This is a genomic window from Nocardioides sp. NPDC004968, assembly GCF_040608935.1.
Classification (GTDB): Bacteria; Actinomycetota; Actinomycetes; order Propionibacteriales; family Nocardioidaceae; genus Nocardioides.
Window position 1 is genome coordinate 1 of record NZ_JBEXJF010000053.1, and the last position, 17992, is coordinate 17992.

Consider the following 17992-nt stretch of genomic DNA (forward strand, 5'->3'; position numbering starts at 1 on the left):
GTCGGCGCGTCATGACGCGCCGACTCGACGTGTTTCTTGGTCAGGATGAGCCGACTCGGCGTTTCAGGGGTGGGTCATCGACTCTACGTCCAGGGCTTCGTCCAGTTGGGCCTCGGTGAGAGTGCCGTCGGCGACGTAGCCGAGCTTGATGACGGTGTCCTTGATCGTGGCGCCCTCGGCGAGGGCCTGCTTGGCGACCTTGGCGGCGGCCTCGTAGCCGATGTACTTGTTGAGCGGGGTGACGATCGAGGGGGAGGACTCGGCGTAGGCGCGGAGACGCTCGGGGACGGGGACGATCCCGTCGACGGTGCGCTCGGCCAGGACGGTCATCGAGGTGGAGAGCAGGCGGATCGACTCCAGGATGTTGCGGGCCATCACTGGCATCGCGACGTTGAGCTCGAAGGCGCCCGAGGCGCCGGCGGCGGTCACCGCGGCGTCGTTGCCGATCACCTGGAACGCGACCATCAAGGTGGCTTCCGGCACGACCGGGTTGACCTTGCCGGGCATGATCGATGAGCCCGGCTGGAGGTCGGGCAGGTGGATCTCGGCCAGGCCGGTGGTGGGGCCGGACGACATCCAGCGCAGGTCGTTGTTGATCTTGATCAGGCCGACCGCGAGCGTCTTCAGGACGCCGGAGAGCTCGACCAGCGAGTCGCGGGTGCCCTGGGCCTCGAAGTGGTTGCGGGCCTCGGTGAACGGCTGCCCGGTGCGGTTGGAGAGGTCGGCGATCACCGCCTGCGGGAACCCGGCGGGCGTGTTGATGCCGGTCCCGACCGCGGTGCCGCCCAGCGCCAGCTCGCGCACCCTCGGGAGCACCGCCTCGAGCCGCTCGGCCGCGTAGCGGACGGTGGCTGCATACCCTCCGAACTCCTGGCCCAGGGTGACCGGCGTCGCGTCCATCAGGTGCGTACGCCCCGACTTCACCAGCCCGGAGAACTCCTCGGCCTTCGCCTCGAGCGAGCCGGCCAGCACGTCGATCGCGGGCAGCAGCTGCTCGGTGACGGCGACGGCGGCCGCGACGTGGATCGCGGTCGGGAAGGTGTCGTTGGAGGACTGAGAGGCGTTGACGTGGTCGTTGGGATGTACGTCGCCGCCCGCCCGCGCCACCAAGGAGGCGATCACCTCGTTGGCGTTCATGTTGGAGGAGGTGCCGGAACCGGTCTGGAAGACGTCGATCGGGAACGCGTCGTCGTGGCGGCCCTCGGAGACCTCGCCCGCGGCGGCGATGATCGCCTCGGCCTTGTCGCCGGGCAGGACGCCGAGGTCGAAGTTGGCCTTGGCGGCGGCCGCCTTCACGTGACCGATCGCACGGATCAGCGCCGGCTCGATGGGCGTGCCCGAGATGGGGAAGTTCTCCACGGCCCGCTGGGTCTGGGCGCGCCACAACGCGTCCTTCGGGACCCGGACCTCTCCCATGGAGTCGTGCTCGATGCGAAAGCTCATGTCGTCCATGTCTGATTCAACCTTTGACTAGTTGGTGCCATTCCCTCGCGAGACCCCGCCGGCAGCGAGCCGGCCCACATAGAGCCAGTACGTCTCGGAGTGCCCCTGCAGGTCGACCGGGTAGGAGAGCGCCTCGGCGTCGTCGAAGACCTGCGCCATCACCTCCAGCAGCGCCGGAGCCTTCGCCGCCGACCACACCACCACGGTGCCACCCGGGGCCGTCGCTCGCCGCGCATCCGCCAGCGCGGGCGCCTCGTACAGCGCCCCGTTGGCGTCGTGGACCAGGTAGCCGGGGCCGTTGTCGACGTCCAGCAGCACGACGTCGTACGCCTCGGCCCGGCTCTCGCGCAGGACCACGGCCACGTCGGCCACCTCGATGTGGACGCGCTCGTCCTTCAGCAGGTCGGGGCCATGGGGGATCCGGCCGGTCCGCATCCACTCGACCAGGCGCGGCTCGATCTCGACGACCGTGACCGCCTCGACCCGTGGGTCGGTCAGCACGGCCTCGAGGGTGAACCCGAGCCCGAGGCCACCGATGAGCACGTGCTTCGGCGCCGGGTGCAGCTCGAGGGCGTGCGTGGCCAGCGCCTTCTCGGTCGAGGTCTCTCGGGTGTCCATCACGAAGATCCCGTTGGCCCGCAGCTCCAGGTGGCCGTCCGCTCGATGCCGTAGGGCCAGCCCGCCGTCGACGATCACCGATTCACTCCCACTCACGACTCCATTGTGTCGGATGTGGGTACCGGGCCCTTCATGAGCGATGACAACACCCAGTTCCCAGCCCAGCAGCAGGAGCCTCCGGGGCTCACCGGTGAGATGGACCCGCTGCCCGACCACGGCGAGTCCAGCTACCAGGGCCACGGTCGCCTCGATGGCAAGGTCGCGCTCATCACCGGTGCCGACTCCGGCATCGGCCGCGCGGTCGCCATCGCGTACGCCCGTGAAGGGGCCGACGTGGCCTTCACCTACCTCCCGGAGGAGGAGACGGACGCGCAGACGACCTCGAAGCTGGTCGAGGAGGCCGGACGTACGCCGCTGGCCATCCCGATCGACCTGCGCGAGCGCGAGGCGTGCGACGAGGTCGTCGAACGCACCGTGCAGGAGCTCGGCGGCCTCGACATCCTGGTCAACAACGCCGGCTACCAGTTCGCCCGCGACAAGGGTCTGACGGACATGGACGACGAGCGGATCGACCGGACGTTCAAGACCAATCTCTACGCCCTGCTCTGGCTGACCCGGGCAGCCGTCCCGCACCTGCAGAAGAGCAACGGCTGCGTCATCAACAACGCCTCGATCCAGGCGTACGAACCCTCGACCAGCCTGCTCGACTACGCCGCGACCAAGGCGGCCATCAACAACTTCACCGTCAACCTCGCCGCCGAGCTCGGGCCCGATGGGGTCCGGGTGAACGCGGTGGCGCCGGGGCCGATCTGGACCCCGTTGCAGCCGGCGACGCAGGCGCCGGAGAAGGTGCAGAAGTTCGGGGCCAACACACCGCTGGGGCGCGCCGGTCAGCCGGCCGAGGTCGCGCCGGCGTTCGTGTTCCTGGCCTCTCCGGCCGAGGCGTCCTACGTCTCCGGCACCGTCCTCGGGGTGACTGGGGGACGGCCGGTGTTCTGATGGCCGCGAGCAGCTTTCACCGCGATGCGATCGAAGGTGGTGGTCCGGACGAGGGCCCGGCGGAGCGGATCACCCGTAACTGGAACGAGCTCCTCCAAGAGCTTCGGGTGCTGCAGACCGGCGTGCAGATCCTGACCGGTTTCCTGCTGACGGTCCCGTTCTCGCCCCGCTTCCCGGACTTGGCCGACCATCAGCAGACGATCTACCTCGTGGTGCTGGTCGGCTCGGTCGTCACCACGTCCTTGATCATCGCCCCCGTCTCCTTCCACCGGATCCTGTTCCGGCGCCGCCAGCGGCCGTGGCTGGTCAAGGCCTCGCACGCCTGTGCGCGGGCCGGCCTGGCGGGTATCGCGATCACCTCGGCGCTGGTCGTGCTGCTCGTCTTCGACGTCGTTCTCTCCTTCGGAGCCGGGGTCGTCGCCTCCCTCGGCGTCCTGGTCCTGTTCGTCTCGCTGTGGGTGGGACTGCCACTGATGAACGGGCGAAACAACTCGCACTGATCCCATGTGATGTCCACCACACCGGGAGTACCCTGGTGAGGAACCGAAGTCTGGTGGGCTTATGTGGTCGTACTTCTGGATCATCGTCGCGGTACTGCTCGGAGTTGCCGAGGCGTTCACGATGACGCTGGCGTTCGCTTTCGTCGCCGGCGGGGCGCTGCTTGCCGCGGGCAGCGCCGCCCTCGGCGCGCCCGTGCTCCTGCAGATGCTGATCTTCGCGCTCGCCGGTGGCGGCAGCGTGCTGCTGGTGCGGCCGATCGCACGCCGTCACATGGCCCTGCCGCCGCCGGTGCGTGATGGCACCGACGCGCTGGTCGGCCGTCAGGCGGTCGTCGTCGCGGAGGTGAGCTACGCGCACGGGCTGGTCCGGCTCGCGGGCGAGGAATGGACCGCCCGCCCCTATGACGAGGACCTGGTCATCCCTGTCGGATGCCGGGTCGACGTGCTCGAGATCGAAGGCGCGACGGCGCTCGTGCATCCGCGGGACCCGCTGTCGCTGTCGCCCTAGGAGGAGACGTACGACATGGAACTTCTGCTGATCGTTCTGGTTCTGGTCGGGCTGGTGGTCGGGGCCGTCGCCTCGACGGTGCGGATCGTGCCGCAGGCCAGGCGCTACAACATCGAGCGCTTCGGGCGCTACCGGATCACCCTGCAGCCAGGGCTCAACTTCGTGATCCCGCTGGTGGACCGGGTCAACACCAAGCTGGACGTACGCGAGACGGTCTACTCCTCCAACCCGCGGCCGGTGATCACCGAGGACAACCTGGTGGTCAACATCGACACGGTGCTCTACTACCAGATCACCGACCCGCGGTCGGCCGCCTACGAGGTCGCCAACTACCTGCAGGCGATCGACCAGCTCACCGTCACGACCCTGCGAAACCTGATCGGCTCGATGGACCTGGAGAGCACCCTGACCTCGCGCGAGACGATCAACGCGCGGCTGCGTGAGGTGCTCGACGACGCCACCGGGAAGTGGGGGATCCGGGTCAACCGGGTCGAGATCAAGGCGATCGACCCGCCGGCCTCGATCAAGGAGGCGATGGAGAAGCAGATGCGCGCCGAGCGTGACAAGCGCGCCGCCATCCTGCACGCGGAGGGCAAGCGGGCCTCGCTGATCCTCGAGGCCGAGGGCACCCGGCAGAAGTCCATCCTGGAGGCGGAGGGCAACCAGCAGGCCCGGATCCTCGAGGCCGAGGGTGAGGCCACGGCGCTGGAGCGGGTCTTCCAGGCGGTCCACGCCAACGACGCCGACCCCAAGGTCCTGGCCTACAAGTACCTCGAGATGCTGCCCTCGCTCGCCTCGCACGGCAACTCGTTCTGGGTCATCCCCGGCGAGCTCACCGAGGCGATGCGCACAGTCACCGGCGCCTTCGCCGACAACGCCTCCTCTATGCAGTCGGCGAAGGGGTCGGACAACGGCCACGACGCAGGACGTACGCCGCCGGTTCCCTCGCCTCGTGAGGCGATCGAGCAGGCGGAGCACGAGGCGGCCAAGGCCGTCGAGGCGGCACACGAGGAGTCGGCCCGGGCGGATCGCATCATCGGGTGACGCCGCGGAGGTCGCAGAAACCCGTTTCCTGAGGGCACCCGGTCGCTGACAGGATGGCGGGGTGCCGCTGCCCACCCCGACGCTGACGACCGAGCGGTTGCGGCTGCGGCCGTTCGCCGACGCCGATGCCGAGCCGCTGTTCACCCTCCAGAGCGACGCGTACGTGCTGCGCTACTGGGACTCGCCGCCCTGGACCGAGCGGGCGCGTGCCGAGCAGTTCATCGCCCGAAGCCGTGCGATGGCCGAGGAGGGGAGCGGGGCGCGGATGGTCATCGAGCGAGACTCCACCTTCGTCGGTTGGTGCACCCTGAACTCCTGGAACCCCGAATTTCGCAGCGCCTCGCTGGGCTACTGCCTCGCCAGGGCCGGATGGGGTCAGGGCATCGCGACCGAGGCCGCGGGTGCGCTCCTGGGATGGGCGTTCGACACGCTGGACCTGAACCGGGTCCAGGCGGAGGCCGACACCCGCAACGCCGCCTCTGCCCGGGTGCTGGAGAAGCTCGGCTTCACGCTGGAGGGGACGCTGCGCGAGGACTGCGTGGTGAACGGCGATGTCTCGGACTCGTGGGTCTTCGGGCTGCTCCGACGTGAGTGGCGGCCATAGGGCCTGCGGGAAACCCCTGCGACACACCGCATGTCGGTGTGTCGCAGGGACCGTCAAGCGCGTTCGTGGCCTCCAGCCGGATCAGCCGAAGAGGTCACCCAACCAGGACTCACGGTGGTGGCTGTGGCGCTTGTCGTGGCGCCGGTCGTCGTCGTAGTCGCGCCGCTCGTGCTCTTTCTTCTCGTAGTCCCGCTTCTCATAGCGTCGCTCGTCGCGCTGCTCCTGGCGGGGCTGCTGGTAGCCGCCGGGCTGCGGGGCGCCGACGGACCGTTCGACGATCTTGTCGATCTCGCCGCGGTCCAGCCACACGCCACGGCACTGCGGGCAGTAGTCGATCTCGATGCCTTGGCGCTCGCTCATCACTAGGGTGGCACCGTCGATGGGGCACTGCATGGGGGTCTCCTCGTCGTCGGGGATCGGCGCCCATCAACCTATCCGGTCGCCCCGCATCGCCGAGGCTCAGCGTCGGCGGTCGTCCGGTCTTCGGCTGCTCCGGAAGGAATGGGATCAGTCGCCGAGACGCTTGAACGGCTCGATGGCGAAGACGACGTCGACGGCGACGTCGAAGTAGGCGGCGATCCGCAGAGCAAGATGCAACGAGGGGCTGTATTCGCCCCGCTCCAGGTAGCCCACGGTCTGGTAGTGGACGCCGAGGGCGTCGGCGAGCTCCCGACGGGAGATGCCGCGCTCGGCGCGTAGCATCGCGATCCGGTTGTAGACGGTGTCCGATTCGTTGGCCACAGGTCAGTAGCCCCTGGTCATGACCTTGTCGCGCGCGGCAGCGATCGCGGAGCCGGTCTGGCGGCGAGCCATCCGGCGGAGCACGATCGGTGCCAGCACGAGGCCGACCACGGCCCAGACGCCGAGGACGCCGAACATCTCGACCGTGCGCCAGGAGTCTCCGATCTCCGCGGCCTCCGCCCCCGCAGGCATCATCGCGGACCGCGTGCCGAGCCCGAGCCAGTAGAAGGGGAAGATCTGCCCGACCCACTGCAGCCAGGTGGGCATCGCGGTGATCGGGTAGAAGATGCCGGAGATGGCGATCAACAGCATCGAGGCCAGCATGATCAGCATCGACTGGGCGCTCGACTTGAAGATCGAGCCGAGCGCCGACCCGATCGGAACGGTCGCGACCATGCCGACGACGAAGATGACTGGGAGCAGCAGCGCCGTGCGGCCGTCAATCCGGAGGTCGCCGATCACCGTCAGCGCGGGAATCGCGAGCAGCACCAGGCTGGCCAGCGTGGTCAGCCCGAAGAACCAGATCTTGCCGATCAGGTAGCCGAGCATCCCGTCGGGCGTCGCTTTGGCCCGCAGCAGCGTGCCGTCCTCACGGTCGGTGGCGATCTGCATCGCCGGGCCCGCGAGGCCGCCGAAGGCGATCGACATCCCGATCAGGCTCGGCAGCACCATCGCACCCAGTGCGAGGTCGGTGCCGGGCACGGTGTTGCCGCGCATGAACAGCAGCGTCACCGTGAAGCTGACCGGGAACAGGAGCATCCAGAAGATGTCGCCGACGTCGGTCAGCGAATACTTGGTCTCCAGCCACCCGCGGTGCAGCCCGGCGCGTACGGCGACGCCGCGCGTACTTCTCGTCCCGGTGGTGATCATGACAGCGCCTCCAGTTTCTCGTGCTCCTCGGACTGGCCGCTCTCGACCCGCTGGACGAGCGCCAGGTAGGTGTCCTCGAGGTTGGCCCGTTTCACCTCGAGCTCAGTCACGTCGGGGTCGGTCGCGAGCAGGCGGCGTACGAACTCGGTCGGGTCGCGGTCCTCGACCGCGTGCACGTGCCGCTCGCCTCCGGCGGTCCAGCGGACCTCCGCCTTGGTCGCGAGGTCGAGGGCCAGCTTGTCGGGACTGCCGTCGGCGATAATCGTGCCGCGGTCGAGCACGAGGATCCGGTCGGCGAGCTTCTCCGCCTCGGCCAGGTCGTGGGTGGTCAGCAGCACGGTCGTGTTCTCGAAGTCGGAGAGCCGGTGCACGAGTTCGTGGAACTCTCGTCGCGCGTGCGGGTCGAAGCCGGCCGTCGGCTCGTCGAGGAACACCAGCTCAGGACGGCCGACGATGCCGATCGCGACGTCGACCCGGCGGCGCTGGCCGCCGGAGAGCCGCATCACCCTCTGGTCTGCGTGGGCGGTGAGGCCGACGACGGCGAGGAGCTCGTCGACGTCCCACGGGCGAGGGACCTCAGCGGTCGCGTACGGCGCGTAGAACCGCGCGTGGTAGTCGAGCAGGTCGCGCACCCGCCAGCGGCTGTGGTCCCGCCATGACTGGAGCACCACGCCGACCCGCGCACGCCACCGCTCGTCGCCCCGTGCCGGGTCGGAGCCCAGCACCGAGACGTCGCCTGAGGTCGGCATCCGGAATCCTTCGAGGACCTCGATGGTCGTGGTCTTGCCGGCGCCGTTGGGGCCGAGCAGGGCGACGACCTCGCCGCGACGGGCGGAGAAGGTCACGCCCTTGAGCACCTCGTTGCTGCCGTAGCGCACCCGCAGGTCGCGTACGTCGAGCGCTAGGTCGGTGAGCGCTGTTGTGCTCTCGCTATCGGGCATAGCAGGAATACTACGACCGATAGACGAAGTGCGACAGCGAATTGGGTGTGGCCCCCCCGGCTCAGCGCTCCTTGGAGCGCACCCGGATCCCGGTCAGGGGGACGGTGGTCGTTCCGCTCGGGTCGGTGAAGAAGTCGTTGCCCTCGCCGTCGACGACGATGAAGGCCGGGAAGTTCTCGACCTCGATCTTCCAGACCGCCTCCATGCCGAGCTCGGGGTACTCGAGCACCTCGACCGACTTGATGCAGTCCTGCGCCAGCCGGGCGGCGGGGCCACCGATGGAGCCGAGGTAGAAGCCGCCGTAGGTCCCGCAGGCCTCGGCCACGACCTTGGAGCGGTTGCCCTTGGCGAGCATGACCATCGATCCGCCCGCGGCCTGGAACTGCTCGACGTAGGAGTCCATCCGGCCGGCGGTGGTCGGGCCGAAGGAGCCTGAGGCCATCCCCTCGGGCGTCTTGGCGGGACCGGCGTAGTAGACCGGGTGGTTCTTCAGGTAGTCCGGCATCTCCTCGCCGGCGTCGAGGCGCTCCTTGATCTTGGCGTGCGCGATGTCGCGGGCCACGACCATCGGGCCGGACAGGGAGAGACGGGTCTTGACCGGGTGCTGCGACAGCGTCGCCAGGATCTCCGACATCGGCTGGTTCAGGTCGATGTCCACGACCTCGCCGGCCGCGATCTCCTCGGCCATGCCAGCGTCGGGCATGTACTGCGCCGGGTCGGTCTCGAGCTGCTCGAGGAAGACGCCGTCGCGGGTGATCTTGCCCAGCGCCTGGCGGTCGGCGGAGCAGGAGACCGCGATCGCCACCGGACAGCTCGCGCCGTGGCGGGGGAGCCGGACGACGCGTACGTCATGGCAGAAGTACTTGCCACCGAACTGGGCTCCGATCCCGAAGGACTGGGTCAGCTCGAAGACCTTCTCCTCGAGGTCGGTGTCGCGAAAGCCGTGGGCGCTCATCGAGCCCTCGGTCGGGAGGTTGTCGAGGTAGTGGGCCGAGGCGTACTTGGCCGTCTTCAGCGCGAACTCCGCGGAGGTCCCGCCGATGACGACGGCGAGGTGGTACGGCGGGCAGGCGGCGGTGCCGAGCGAGCGGATCTTCTCGTCGAGGAAGGTCAGGATCCGGTCGGGGTTGAGGATCGCCTTGGTCTCCTGGAACAGGAACGACTTGTTGGCCGAGCCGCCGCCCTTCGCCATGAAGAGGAACTTGTACTCCGGGCCGTTCTCCCCCTCGCTGGTCGAGTAGATCTCGACCTGCGCGGGCAGGTTGGAGCCGGTGTTCTTCTCCTCGTACGTGGTCAGCGGCGCCAGCTGGGAGTAGCGCAGGTTGAGCTTGGTGTAGGCGTCGAAGACGCCGCGGCTGACGGTCTCGGCGTCGTCGGCGCCGGTCAGCACACCCTCGGACTTCTTGCCCATCACGATCGCGGTGCCGGTGTCCTGGCACATCGGCAGGATCCCGCCGGCGGAGATGTTGACGTTCTTGAGCAGGTCGAGCGCGACGAAGCGGTCGTTGCCCGAGGCCTCGGGGTCGTCGATGATCTTGCGGAGCTGCTGGAGGTGGGCCGGGCGGAGGTACTGGTTGATGTCCTTCATCGCCTCGGCGGTCAGCCGCCGGATCGCCTCGGGGTCGACCTTGAGGAACTTGCGCCCGTCGACCTCGATCTCTTCCACCCCCTCGCTGCTGATCAGCCGGTAAGGAGTGTCGTCCTTGCCGGTCGGGAGGAGGTCGGAGTACCGGAACTCAACGTCAGCCACGAAAGGGAATCGTACGCCGCCCCGGCCTCGGTCCCGGCCTCGGTCCCGGCGTCGGCTCCGGGGCCGACACCGAGGGCAGAGGATGGCGCCGGCCTTCTCGAGGGTGGCGTGGAGTCGTGGCTGTTACGCGCGGGGCGGGGCGGGGGCTGGGAGCCGGCCGTCAGGCGGCGGGCCCGGCTCGCAGGGCCGCCGATGCCGCGACCAGCGTCGCCACCACGGAGGTACTGAAGGCGGGATCCATCACCGCCGCGGCGCACGGGCCGCGGGACGGGCCGGACGGCGGCACCAGGCCGGAGACGAGCGCGCGGTAGGTCTGGACCCCGCCCTGCCGTGGGTCCCGGGGCAGGCGGTGCACGCAGTCGTCGGCGCCGACCAGCTCGAGGACGTCCTGCTTCGTGGACGCCGAGACCGACACCAGCGACCGCGCGCTCGCCCCTCGCGCATGGGTGGTCTCGAGCACGATGCCCTCGTCGGTACGGCGGGCCGAGACGGTCGTCACGTCACCGAGCGCGACCTGCAGGGCGGCGAGCACGTGGGGTCCGAGATCCCACAGGGCGCCGTCGGTCTCGCGCCGCCACGCAGATCGGCCGAAGGGGTCGTCGCCGACTGTGGCCGTATTCGTGAGCACCGCTCTCGCCGATGACCACGTGCGTTCGGCCGCGGCGTCCAACCACGGGGCGACGGTGCTGTCGAGCAGCCGGGAGTAGTGGACGAGCACCGGCTCGGGATGTCCGTGCAGCCGCTCGGCCTGCTCGACCCGACGGGCCACCGGCTTCTCGAGCAGCAGCGCCTTGCCGGCGTCCAACGCCGCCGGCGTCAGCCCGGCCTGGACGTCGGGCGGCACGCAGAACGCGACGACGTCGACCCGGTCCAGCAGGTCGACGTAGGTGCTCGCCGGCTCGAAGCCGTGTCGGCGGGCCAGGTCGGCGAGGTCGGCGTCGTTGCGCGACCAGCCGTGGGTCAGCCGCACCTCGGGCGCGGCGGCGAGCGCCGGCGCCACGGTCAGCCGGGCCCAGGGCCCGGAGCCCACCAGCCCCACGCGCAGGACGCGCTCAGGCATCGGTGAGCACCGTTACGAGCCGGGTGTGCCTGGACATGTGATCCTCGAACTCGCTCGGGTGCTCTCCTGACTTCGGCAACCTACCCGAGCGGGTCAGCCGGCGAGGCCCATCGCGAACACATGCAGGGCACTGTTGGCGGGCAGGACCACGAAGTCGACGGTCTTGCCGGCGGTCAGCGGCACCGAGTTGGCGAAGACCCGGTACTGGTAGGCCGCGTCGCCGTACCCGTCGGGTCGGTTGCGACCGACGCTCGAGGCGACCAACGTCGCGCCGTGCGCGTCGGGCTCCTGGAACGACCAGTTGGGCAGACCGGTCTCGTCCGTCGACGACGTGCCGTCGGTGTAGAAGACGGTGACCGTGCCCGTGGCACCGTAGCTGCTGCCCGAGCCGAGCAGGACCAGCGCGTCGCCGCTGCCGCTCACCTTCACGGCTTGGCCGCCGCTGGCGACGTTGTCGGCCGTGCCGGGCGCGACGTCGGGCATCGTCAGGGTGGCGCCCAGCGCCTCGACCTCGGCCCCCCGGCCCAGGCCCACGTCGGCCAGCTTCTGGGCCGAGAAGCTGTTGCCGGCACCGTCGAAGTTCCCGGCGGTGGTGGCGCTCTCGTCGGTGACCCCGGTGTTGTTGAAGGCCGCCGCCAGATTGGCCATCGGCTCGCCGGAGCGCTCCACCCGCGTGCCGACCGCGGCACCCGCGCCGTCACCGCCGCGGTAGGCGGCCGTGGCGGTGAAGGTGCGCAGATGGAAGCCCGGACGCCGCTCGGGCACCCGCACCGAGAAGGTGACGGTGGCGCTGGCGCCCGGCTTCACGGCTCCCGAGACCGACCGCGAAGCCGGGGCGACCTGCCAGCCCACCGGTCCCCGGAGCGAGACCGTGAGCTTGCGCAGCGCCGCCGTCGATTGGTTGCGGACGGTGACCGGCACCTCGACGATGGCCGGCCCGTCGAGGTCGACCGCTCCGATGGCGACGCCGACCGTGTCTGTGGTCGCCGCAGCAGCCGCTGCTGGTGCCGCTGTGGTGGCGGCGGGGGCCATCAGAAGACCGCCGAGGGCGATCGTGAGCGCGAGAGCCGCGCGGGCGATGAACGACGGAGCGACCATGGTAGGTGCCTTTCGGAAGGTGAGGTTGGTAGGGATCAGGGGACGGGGGGCATCTCGGTCTGGCGCGAGTCGAGGCCGACCCTCGGCTTGCGCCAATTGCCGCGGGTGAAGTCGGGGATCTCCACCGGCTTGCCGTTCTTGGCCAGCGACTCGACGCTCAGCGGGACCGGTGAGCACCACATGGCCGAGTCGTAGACGTCGATGTCGGGGACCAGCCCGGCGCGCATCGTCTGGATGAGACGCCACTGCAGGATGTAGTCCATGCCGCCGTGACCGCTCCCGGAGGCGTCGTCCTCGAGCTCCTTCCAGAGCCAGTGGTCGAACTCTTGGCGCAGCGCCTTGAAGCCGCGCCAGGTGTCGCCGCTGTGCAGCGGCTCGGCGTAGACGCGGGCGCCGGTCGAGTCGCCGCCGACGTAGTCCTCGAACAGGCCGCGGCTGCCCTCGATGCTGTTGATGCGGCTGTAGGGCCGGGGCTGGCTCACGTTGTGCTCGGCGCTGATGGTGCGACCCCCGGAAGTGGTGATCTCGCAGCTGATGCGGTCGCCGTTGATGTACTCCTCCTTCCACGACCGGTGGTCGCGGGGGACGAAGCGCTCGCGGTAGTCGGCCAGGCCCCGCGGCGCGGTCGCGGTGGCGGCCAGCGTGACGGCTCGGTCGCCGCGGTTGACGTCCATCGCGGCAGCGATCGGCGCCAGGCCGTGCATCGGGTAGAAGCTGGCGGTGCTGCGGGTGTGCCACAGGCGCCGCCAGTCGTCGGTGTAGTAGCCGTCGTTGAACAGCAGGGCTCGCAGATCGTGCAGGTAGCCGCCGGCGCCGTGGGTGATGTCGCCGAAGACCCCCTCGTGCGCCATCTTGAGCATCGCCAGCTCGTTGCGGCCGTAGCTGCAGTTCTCGGCGAGCAGCAGGTGCTTCCGGGTCATCTCGGAGGTGTTGACGAGGTCCCACAGTTCGTTGAGCTGCGTGGCGATCGGCAGCTCGACGGCGACGTGCGCGCCGGCCAGCATCGAGGTGCGCGCCTGGTCGTAGTGGAACTCCCAGGGGGTGGCGATGTAGATGAGGTCGAGCTCCTCGCGGTCGAGCATCTGCTTGAAGGAGCCACGCTTGCCGCCGTACTCCTTGGGGCGGGTCTTGCCGCGCGCGACGAGGTCGTCGGCCACCCGCGTGGCGCGGTCGGCGCGGATGTCGCACACCGCGACCACCTGCGCGCCGGGGATGTCGGCCCAGCCACGGGCCATCCCGAAGCCGCGGTTGCCGAGGCCGATCAGCCCGATGCGGACGATCTCGTGCGCCTCGAAGGGCTGGTTGACCATGGTGCGCTGGCCGGCGGCCCGCGCCGGGGTGGCGCCGGCGGTGAGGGCGCCGATGCCCAGGGCGGCCCCGCCCACTGCGGCGGCGGAGCCCAGGACGCTGCGCCGGGAGAACCCGGTAGCGAGCTTGGTGTCGGGCGTGGTGATGGACGTCGTCTGCATGTCTTCGCTCCGAAGTCGAGGTCGGGCCGACACGGCCTGAGTGATCGTTTATGATCGAATCAACGCTTGTATCGGCAGAATCAATCGCTCAGGGAAGACTGTAGGGCACGTCACATCGCGGCGCCAGACCTTCGCGCGCCGCGATCGTCGATCGACACGATCGGCTCGTCGCGGGGGTCAGGGGCGACGGGGCGACGGCGCCGCGGATCTCGACCTACCAGAGGTATCCCGCTGGATGGGCCTAGGGCTGGGGGTTCTCGGTGGTGCGCGCTATGGTCGGAGACGTCCACACGGGAGTCCGCGGCAGCGGGCTGAGAGGGAGCTAAGGCCGCTCCGACCGTTACACCTGATCCGGATCATGCCGGCGAAGGAAGTGATTGGTTGTGCCTCTTCCACCTATTTTCTGCCTGGTCTCCTCGAGCGAAGATCTCGCGCTGCTGCCTGCCTTCGCGGAGCTCGGCGTCGCCGGCTTCCAGGTGCGCGACAAGGCAGCGACGACCCGCGAGCTGCTCGCTCTGACCGCGGCCGTGATCGAGCGGGTCGGGACGTACGACGCCTGTGTGGTCGTCGACGACCGGCTCGACGTGGCGCTCGCGTCCGGTGCGCACGGCGTCCACCTCGGCGCCTCCGACCTTCCGCTGGCCGAGGCCCGGCGGATCGCCGACGCGGCCGCGCCGGGGTTGATCATCGGCGCGACGTGCCGGGACCGCGTGGCGGTCGAGGCGGCCGCCGCCGCGGGCGCTGACTACGCCGGCTTCGGGCCGGTCTTCGCCACCACATCCAAGGCCGGGCTTCCCGATCCACTGGGGGTCTCCGCGGTCTCCGACGCGGCCGGAGTCCTCCCGCTGATCGCGATCGGCGGGATCTCGACCGCTTCCGCCGGTGCCGTACGCGCCGCCGGCGCCCACGGGGTCGCCGTGATCGGCGGGCTCTGGCGACAACCCGACCCACTCCAGGCCGCGAAGGAGCTCGTGGAAGCCGTCGGCTGATGCGCGTGCGGATCCTCGGTGCCGGGATCGTCGGGCTGTCCGTGGCCGACGAGCTGATCCGTCGCGGGCATGAGGTCACGATGGTCGATCCGGCGCCGGGCTCGGGGGCCTCGTACGCCGCGGCCGGCATGCTCAGCCCGGCCGGTGAGGCCTGGTACGGCGAGGAGGACCTGACCCGGCTCTGCCTGTCCTCCCTCGCGCTCTGGCCCGACTTCGCCGCCAGGCTCGGGGTGGCAGTGCACACCCGCGGGACCCTGCTGGTCGGCGTCGACGCCGGGGACGTCCAGCAGGTCGAGCGGCAGCTCTCGGTGCTCGACCTCGCCGGGGTCTCTTACGAGAGACTCGTACGCCGCGCGCTGCTCGCCCGCGAACCCGGACTCGGCCGCGTCGCCGGCGGGGCCTTCCTCGCCGAGGACCACTCGGTCGACCCGCGTGCGGTTGTCGCGGCCCTGCTCGAACGGTTGTCCACGCTGGTCGAGCCCGGCGAGCGCCAGCGAGCCGGTGTCGAGACCAACACCGTCACCGTCATCGCCACGGGTGTGAACCTCCCCGATCCGTACTCCTCCCTCATCCGCCCGGTGCGCGGAGACGTGGTGCGCGTACGGACGCAGGAGCGGGTGGAACGGACGGTGCGGGCCTGGGCGCACGGCGAGCAGATCTACGTGGTGCCGCGGATCGACAGCGACGAGGTGGTCATCGGGGCCACCACCGAGGAGCGCGACGGTCCGCTGCTGCCGACCGTCGAGGGCGTGTGGCGGCTGCTCGACTCCGCCCGCCGGGTCGTGCCGGCGCTCGACCGCGCCAGCGTGGTGGAGGTGACCTCGCGCGACCGCCCGGGGACCGCCGACAACCTTCCTCTCGTCGGCTCGACCCACGAGCCGGGCGTCGTGCTTGCCGCGGGTGCCTACCGCAACGGGGTCCTGCTCGCGCCGCTCATCGCGCAGCTGGTGGCCGACCACATCGAGACCGGTTCAGTGGAACCCGCGGTCGATCCGCGCCGGTTCCGGATGAAGGAGGACGGATGAAGATCACCGTGAACAGCGAGCCGACGGAGGTCAGCGGCACCGTTGCCGACCTGCTCGAGGCACGTACCGGCGACCGGCGGCCGAGCGGCATCGCCGTCGCCGTGGACGAGGAGATCGTGCCGCGCGACGACTGGGCGCGCTGGCAGCTCCGGGACGGTCATGTCGTCGAGATCGTGACGGCGGTGCAGGGCGGATGAGCAGCATCTTGAAGATCGCTGGCCACGAGCTGTCCTCACGCCTCTTCCTCGGCACCGGCGGCCTGCCCAACCTGGCCCTGCTCCCCGACGTCATCGACGCGGCCGAGCCCGGTCTGGTGACGGTCTCGATGCGGCGTACGTCCTCGACGGCCTCCGGCGGGTTGCTCGAGACGCTTCGCGCGGCGAAGGTGCCGATCCTGCCCAACACCGCGGGCTGCCTCTCGGCACGCGAGGCGGTGCTGACCGCCGAGCTCGCCCGCGAGGCGCTGGAGACGGACTGGGTCAAGCTGGAGGTGATCGGTGACGAGACCTCGCTGATGCCCGACGCCGTCGAGCTCGTCGAGGCCGCCGAGCAGCTGGTGCGCAAGGGCTTCACGGTCCTTCCGTACGCCACCGACGACCCCGTCCTCGCCCGCCGGCTCGAGGACGCCGGCTGCGCGGCGGTGATGCCGCTCGGCTCGCCGATCGGGTCCGGGCTGGGGCTGCTGAACCCGTATGCGATCGAGGCGGTCGTTGCTGCGGTGTCCGTGCCGGTCGTGCTCGACGCCGGTGTCGGCACGGCCTCGGACGCGGCCCTCGCGATGGAGCTCGGCTGCTCCGCGGTCCTCGCCGCCACCGCGGTGACCCGCGCCGACGACCCGGTCGGGATGGCTCGCGCGCTGCGCCTGGCCGTCGAGGCCGGGCACGCTGCCCGCGCCGCCGGCCGGATCCCGCGCCAAGCGGTCGCCCGGGCGTCGTCTCCGATGGAAGGCCGGATCGCATGACCGCGCTGCCGCGACTGCTCGTCCTCACCGACCGCTCCCAGCTGCCGCTCGGCCGCAGCCTGGTCGCGACGATGGCAGCGTGCGCCGAGGCCAGCCTGACCCACGTCGTACTCCGTGAGCTCGATGAGCCCCTGGAGCATCGAGCAAAGCTGGCCGAGCTGCTCGCCGGACTCGGCCTGAACGTCATCGCCGCCCACACCCCTCTCCCTGCCGCAGTCGGCCTGCACCTGCCCGCCTCCGCGAGCAGTAGCACCTCGTCCGTAGGGCCACCCCGCGGCCGCAGCTGCCACAGCGCCACCGAGGTCGCCCGCGCGGCCGAGGAGGGGTTCGACTACGCGATGCTGAGCCCGTACGCGCTGACCGAGTCCAAGCCGGGTTACGGGCCGCCGCTCGGGCCGGAGGTGTTCGCTGGCCTGCCGCTCCCGACGTACGCCTTGGGCGGGATCACCCCGGACAACGCCGCGGCGGCGGTGGCGGCCGGGGCCCACGGGGTGGGCGTGATGGGGGCGGTGATGCGCGCGGAGGAGCCGGCCGCGGTCGTCCGCGACCTGCTGGCCGCCCTCGGCACGACGGCGGTGACGTCGTGAACCCGCCGGTCGCGCTCACCGTCGCGGGCACCGACTCCGGGGGAGCGGCGGGCACGGCGGCTGATCTGGCCACCTTCGCCGCGCTCGGGGTCCACGGAGCCTGCGTGATCACCGCCGTCACCGCCCAGGACACGACCGGGGTCAGCGACATCCACGCCGTCCCGCTCGCCACCGTCGAGGCCCAGCTCCACGCCGTCTTCGACGACCTTCCCGTCGCGGCGGTCAAGACCGGCATGCTCGGCAGCGCCGAGGTGGTCGAGCTCGTCGCGCGCCTCTGCACCGGCCGGCCGCTCGTCGTCGACCCCGTCCTGGTCGCCACCTCCGGCGCGGTGCTCGGCGGGGACGACGTACGCCGCGCCTATCTCGACCACCTGCTCCCCGTCGCCACCGTCGTCACCCCCAACCTGGACGAGGCACGGGCGTTACTCGGCCACGACGGTTCGCCCGCCGACCTCGCGGTTGCGCTCGCTCTCCGCTCGACCAGCGGGTGCGCCGTGATCGTCACCGGCGGTGACCCGGAGGCAACCGGGACGTGCACGGACTGGCTCGCCGAGCCGGGGGAACCGCCGATCCCACTCACGCATCCCGCCGTCCCGACGAAGAACGACCACGGCACCGGCTGCACCTACAGCTCGGCCCTGGCCGCCCACCTCGCCCACGGCGCCCCGCTGCGCGAAGCGGCGGAGCAGGCGGCCGCGTACGTCACCCGACAGCTCGCCGCAAGCCGGCACTGGACTCTCGGCCGCGGCCGAGGACCGATCGCCCACCTGAACACCTGAGGAGAC

21 protein-coding genes and 1 riboswitch are annotated in these 17992 nt (G+C 70.5%); of the genes, 11 read left to right on the top strand and 10 right to left on the bottom strand.

Annotation, left to right across the window (positions count from 1 at the left end):
• Positions 1-63: 63 nt before the first annotated feature.
• Positions 64-1452: a class II fumarate hydratase gene (locus ABZU72_RS27155; protein ID WP_355021886.1), complete on the bottom strand. Its 1389-nt coding sequence runs from the start codon at positions 1450-1452 to the stop codon at positions 64-66.
• A gap of 18 nt (positions 1453-1470) precedes the next feature.
• Positions 1471-2157: a hypothetical protein gene (locus ABZU72_RS27160; protein ID WP_355021887.1), complete on the bottom strand. Its 687-nt coding sequence runs from the start codon at positions 2155-2157 to the stop codon at positions 1471-1473.
• Positions 2158-2193: 36 nt separating this feature from the next.
• Between ABZU72_RS27160 and ABZU72_RS27165 the strand changes: the two genes are divergently transcribed.
• The 5 genes from ABZU72_RS27165 to ABZU72_RS27185 all read left to right on the top strand — a co-directional run bounded on the left by ABZU72_RS27165 (position 2194) and on the right by ABZU72_RS27185 (position 5716).
• Positions 2194-3060: a glucose 1-dehydrogenase gene (locus ABZU72_RS27165; protein WP_355021888.1), complete on the top strand. Its 867-nt coding sequence runs from the start codon at positions 2194-2196 to the stop codon at positions 3058-3060.
• Positions 3060-3560, top strand: coding sequence for a DUF6328 family protein (locus tag ABZU72_RS27170; RefSeq protein WP_355021889.1), 501 nt, complete (start codon positions 3060-3062; stop codon positions 3558-3560). The genes ABZU72_RS27165 and ABZU72_RS27170 overlap by 1 nt, the downstream gene beginning before the upstream one ends.
• Positions 3561-3621: 61 nt before the next feature.
• Positions 3622-4068 carry an NfeD family protein gene (locus ABZU72_RS27175; protein WP_355021890.1) on the top strand — a complete coding sequence of 149 codons (447 nt, stop codon included), beginning with the start codon at positions 3622-3624 and terminating at the stop codon, positions 4066-4068.
• Positions 4069-4083: 15 nt separating this feature from the next.
• Positions 4084-5112, top strand: a complete 1029-nt coding sequence (locus tag ABZU72_RS27180; RefSeq protein WP_355021891.1) for an SPFH domain-containing protein — start codon at positions 4084-4086, stop codon at positions 5110-5112.
• Between the two features lie 61 nt (positions 5113-5173).
• Positions 5174-5716 carry a GNAT family N-acetyltransferase gene (locus ABZU72_RS27185; RefSeq protein WP_355021892.1) on the top strand — a complete coding sequence of 181 codons (543 nt, stop codon included), beginning with the start codon at positions 5174-5176 and terminating at the stop codon, positions 5714-5716.
• A gap of 81 nt (positions 5717-5797) precedes the next feature.
• Here ABZU72_RS27185 and ABZU72_RS27190 read toward each other — a convergent pair whose 3' ends face one another.
• The 8 genes from ABZU72_RS27190 to ABZU72_RS27225 all read right to left on the bottom strand — a co-directional run bounded on the left by ABZU72_RS27190 (position 5798) and on the right by ABZU72_RS27225 (position 13645).
• A complete protein-coding gene (locus ABZU72_RS27190) occupies positions 5798-6109 on the bottom strand; it encodes a zf-TFIIB domain-containing protein (RefSeq protein WP_355021893.1) in 312 nt (103 codons plus the stop codon).
• Positions 6110-6223: 114 nt separating this feature from the next.
• On the bottom strand, positions 6224-6457 hold the full coding sequence (locus ABZU72_RS27195) for a helix-turn-helix transcriptional regulator (RefSeq protein ID WP_292648302.1): 234 nt from the start codon (positions 6455-6457) through the stop codon (positions 6224-6226).
• 3 nt (positions 6458-6460) lie between these two features.
• The gene (locus tag ABZU72_RS27200; protein WP_355021894.1) at positions 6461-7327 is read right to left on the bottom strand and encodes an ABC transporter permease; all 867 of its coding nucleotides are present in this window, start codon (positions 7325-7327) and stop codon (positions 6461-6463) included.
• A complete protein-coding gene (locus tag ABZU72_RS27205) occupies positions 7324-8268 on the bottom strand; it encodes an ABC transporter ATP-binding protein (protein WP_355021895.1) in 945 nt (314 codons plus the stop codon). The genes ABZU72_RS27200 and ABZU72_RS27205 overlap by 4 nt, the downstream gene beginning before the upstream one ends.
• Positions 8269-8329: 61 nt before the next feature.
• A complete protein-coding gene (locus ABZU72_RS27210) occupies positions 8330-10018 on the bottom strand; it encodes a fumarate hydratase (protein ID WP_355021896.1) in 1689 nt (562 codons plus the stop codon).
• A 160-nt stretch (positions 10019-10178) separates the two neighbouring features.
• Positions 10179-11078 (bottom strand): Gfo/Idh/MocA family oxidoreductase, encoded by a 900-nt coding sequence (locus tag ABZU72_RS27215; RefSeq protein WP_355021897.1) that lies wholly within the window; start codon positions 11076-11078, stop codon positions 10179-10181.
• A 93-nt stretch (positions 11079-11171) separates the two neighbouring features.
• Positions 11172-12176, bottom strand: coding sequence for an NEW3 domain-containing protein (locus ABZU72_RS27220; protein WP_355021898.1), 1005 nt, complete (start codon positions 12174-12176; stop codon positions 11172-11174).
• 35 nt (positions 12177-12211) lie between these two features.
• On the bottom strand, positions 12212-13645 hold the full coding sequence (locus ABZU72_RS27225) for a Gfo/Idh/MocA family oxidoreductase (RefSeq protein ID WP_355021899.1): 1434 nt from the start codon (positions 13643-13645) through the stop codon (positions 12212-12214).
• Positions 13646-13925: 280 nt separating this feature from the next.
• Positions 13926-14035: riboswitch (TPP riboswitch) on the top strand.
• Between ABZU72_RS27225 and ABZU72_RS27230 the strand changes: the two genes are divergently transcribed.
• The 6 genes from ABZU72_RS27230 (at position 14029) to thiD (ending at position 17986) form a co-directional block, all read left to right on the top strand.
• A complete protein-coding gene (locus ABZU72_RS27230; RefSeq protein ID WP_355021900.1) occupies positions 14029-14634 on the top strand; it encodes a thiamine phosphate synthase in 606 nt (201 codons plus the stop codon). Its footprint overlaps the riboswitch before it by 7 nt.
• Complete coding sequence (gene thiO / locus ABZU72_RS27235) at positions 14634-15659, top strand: glycine oxidase ThiO (RefSeq protein ID WP_355021901.1); 1026 nt, start codon at positions 14634-14636, stop codon at positions 15657-15659. The genes ABZU72_RS27230 and thiO overlap by 1 nt, the downstream gene beginning before the upstream one ends.
• Complete coding sequence (gene thiS / locus ABZU72_RS27240; protein ID WP_355021902.1) at positions 15656-15856, top strand: sulfur carrier protein ThiS; 201 nt, start codon at positions 15656-15658, stop codon at positions 15854-15856. The genes thiO and thiS overlap by 4 nt, the downstream gene beginning before the upstream one ends.
• A complete protein-coding gene (locus ABZU72_RS27245) occupies positions 15853-16620 on the top strand; it encodes a thiazole synthase (RefSeq protein WP_355021903.1) in 768 nt (255 codons plus the stop codon). The genes thiS and ABZU72_RS27245 overlap by 4 nt, the downstream gene beginning before the upstream one ends.
• Positions 16617-17207 (top strand): thiamine phosphate synthase, encoded by a 591-nt coding sequence (locus tag ABZU72_RS27250; protein ID WP_355021904.1) that lies wholly within the window; start codon positions 16617-16619, stop codon positions 17205-17207. Before ABZU72_RS27245 ends, ABZU72_RS27250 begins: the two co-directional genes overlap by 4 nt.
• Positions 17204-17986: a bifunctional hydroxymethylpyrimidine kinase/phosphomethylpyrimidine kinase gene (gene thiD / locus ABZU72_RS27255; protein ID WP_355021905.1), complete on the top strand. Its 783-nt coding sequence runs from the start codon at positions 17204-17206 to the stop codon at positions 17984-17986. The genes ABZU72_RS27250 and thiD overlap by 4 nt, the downstream gene beginning before the upstream one ends.
• The last annotated feature ends 6 nt before the right edge of the window (positions 17987-17992 follow it).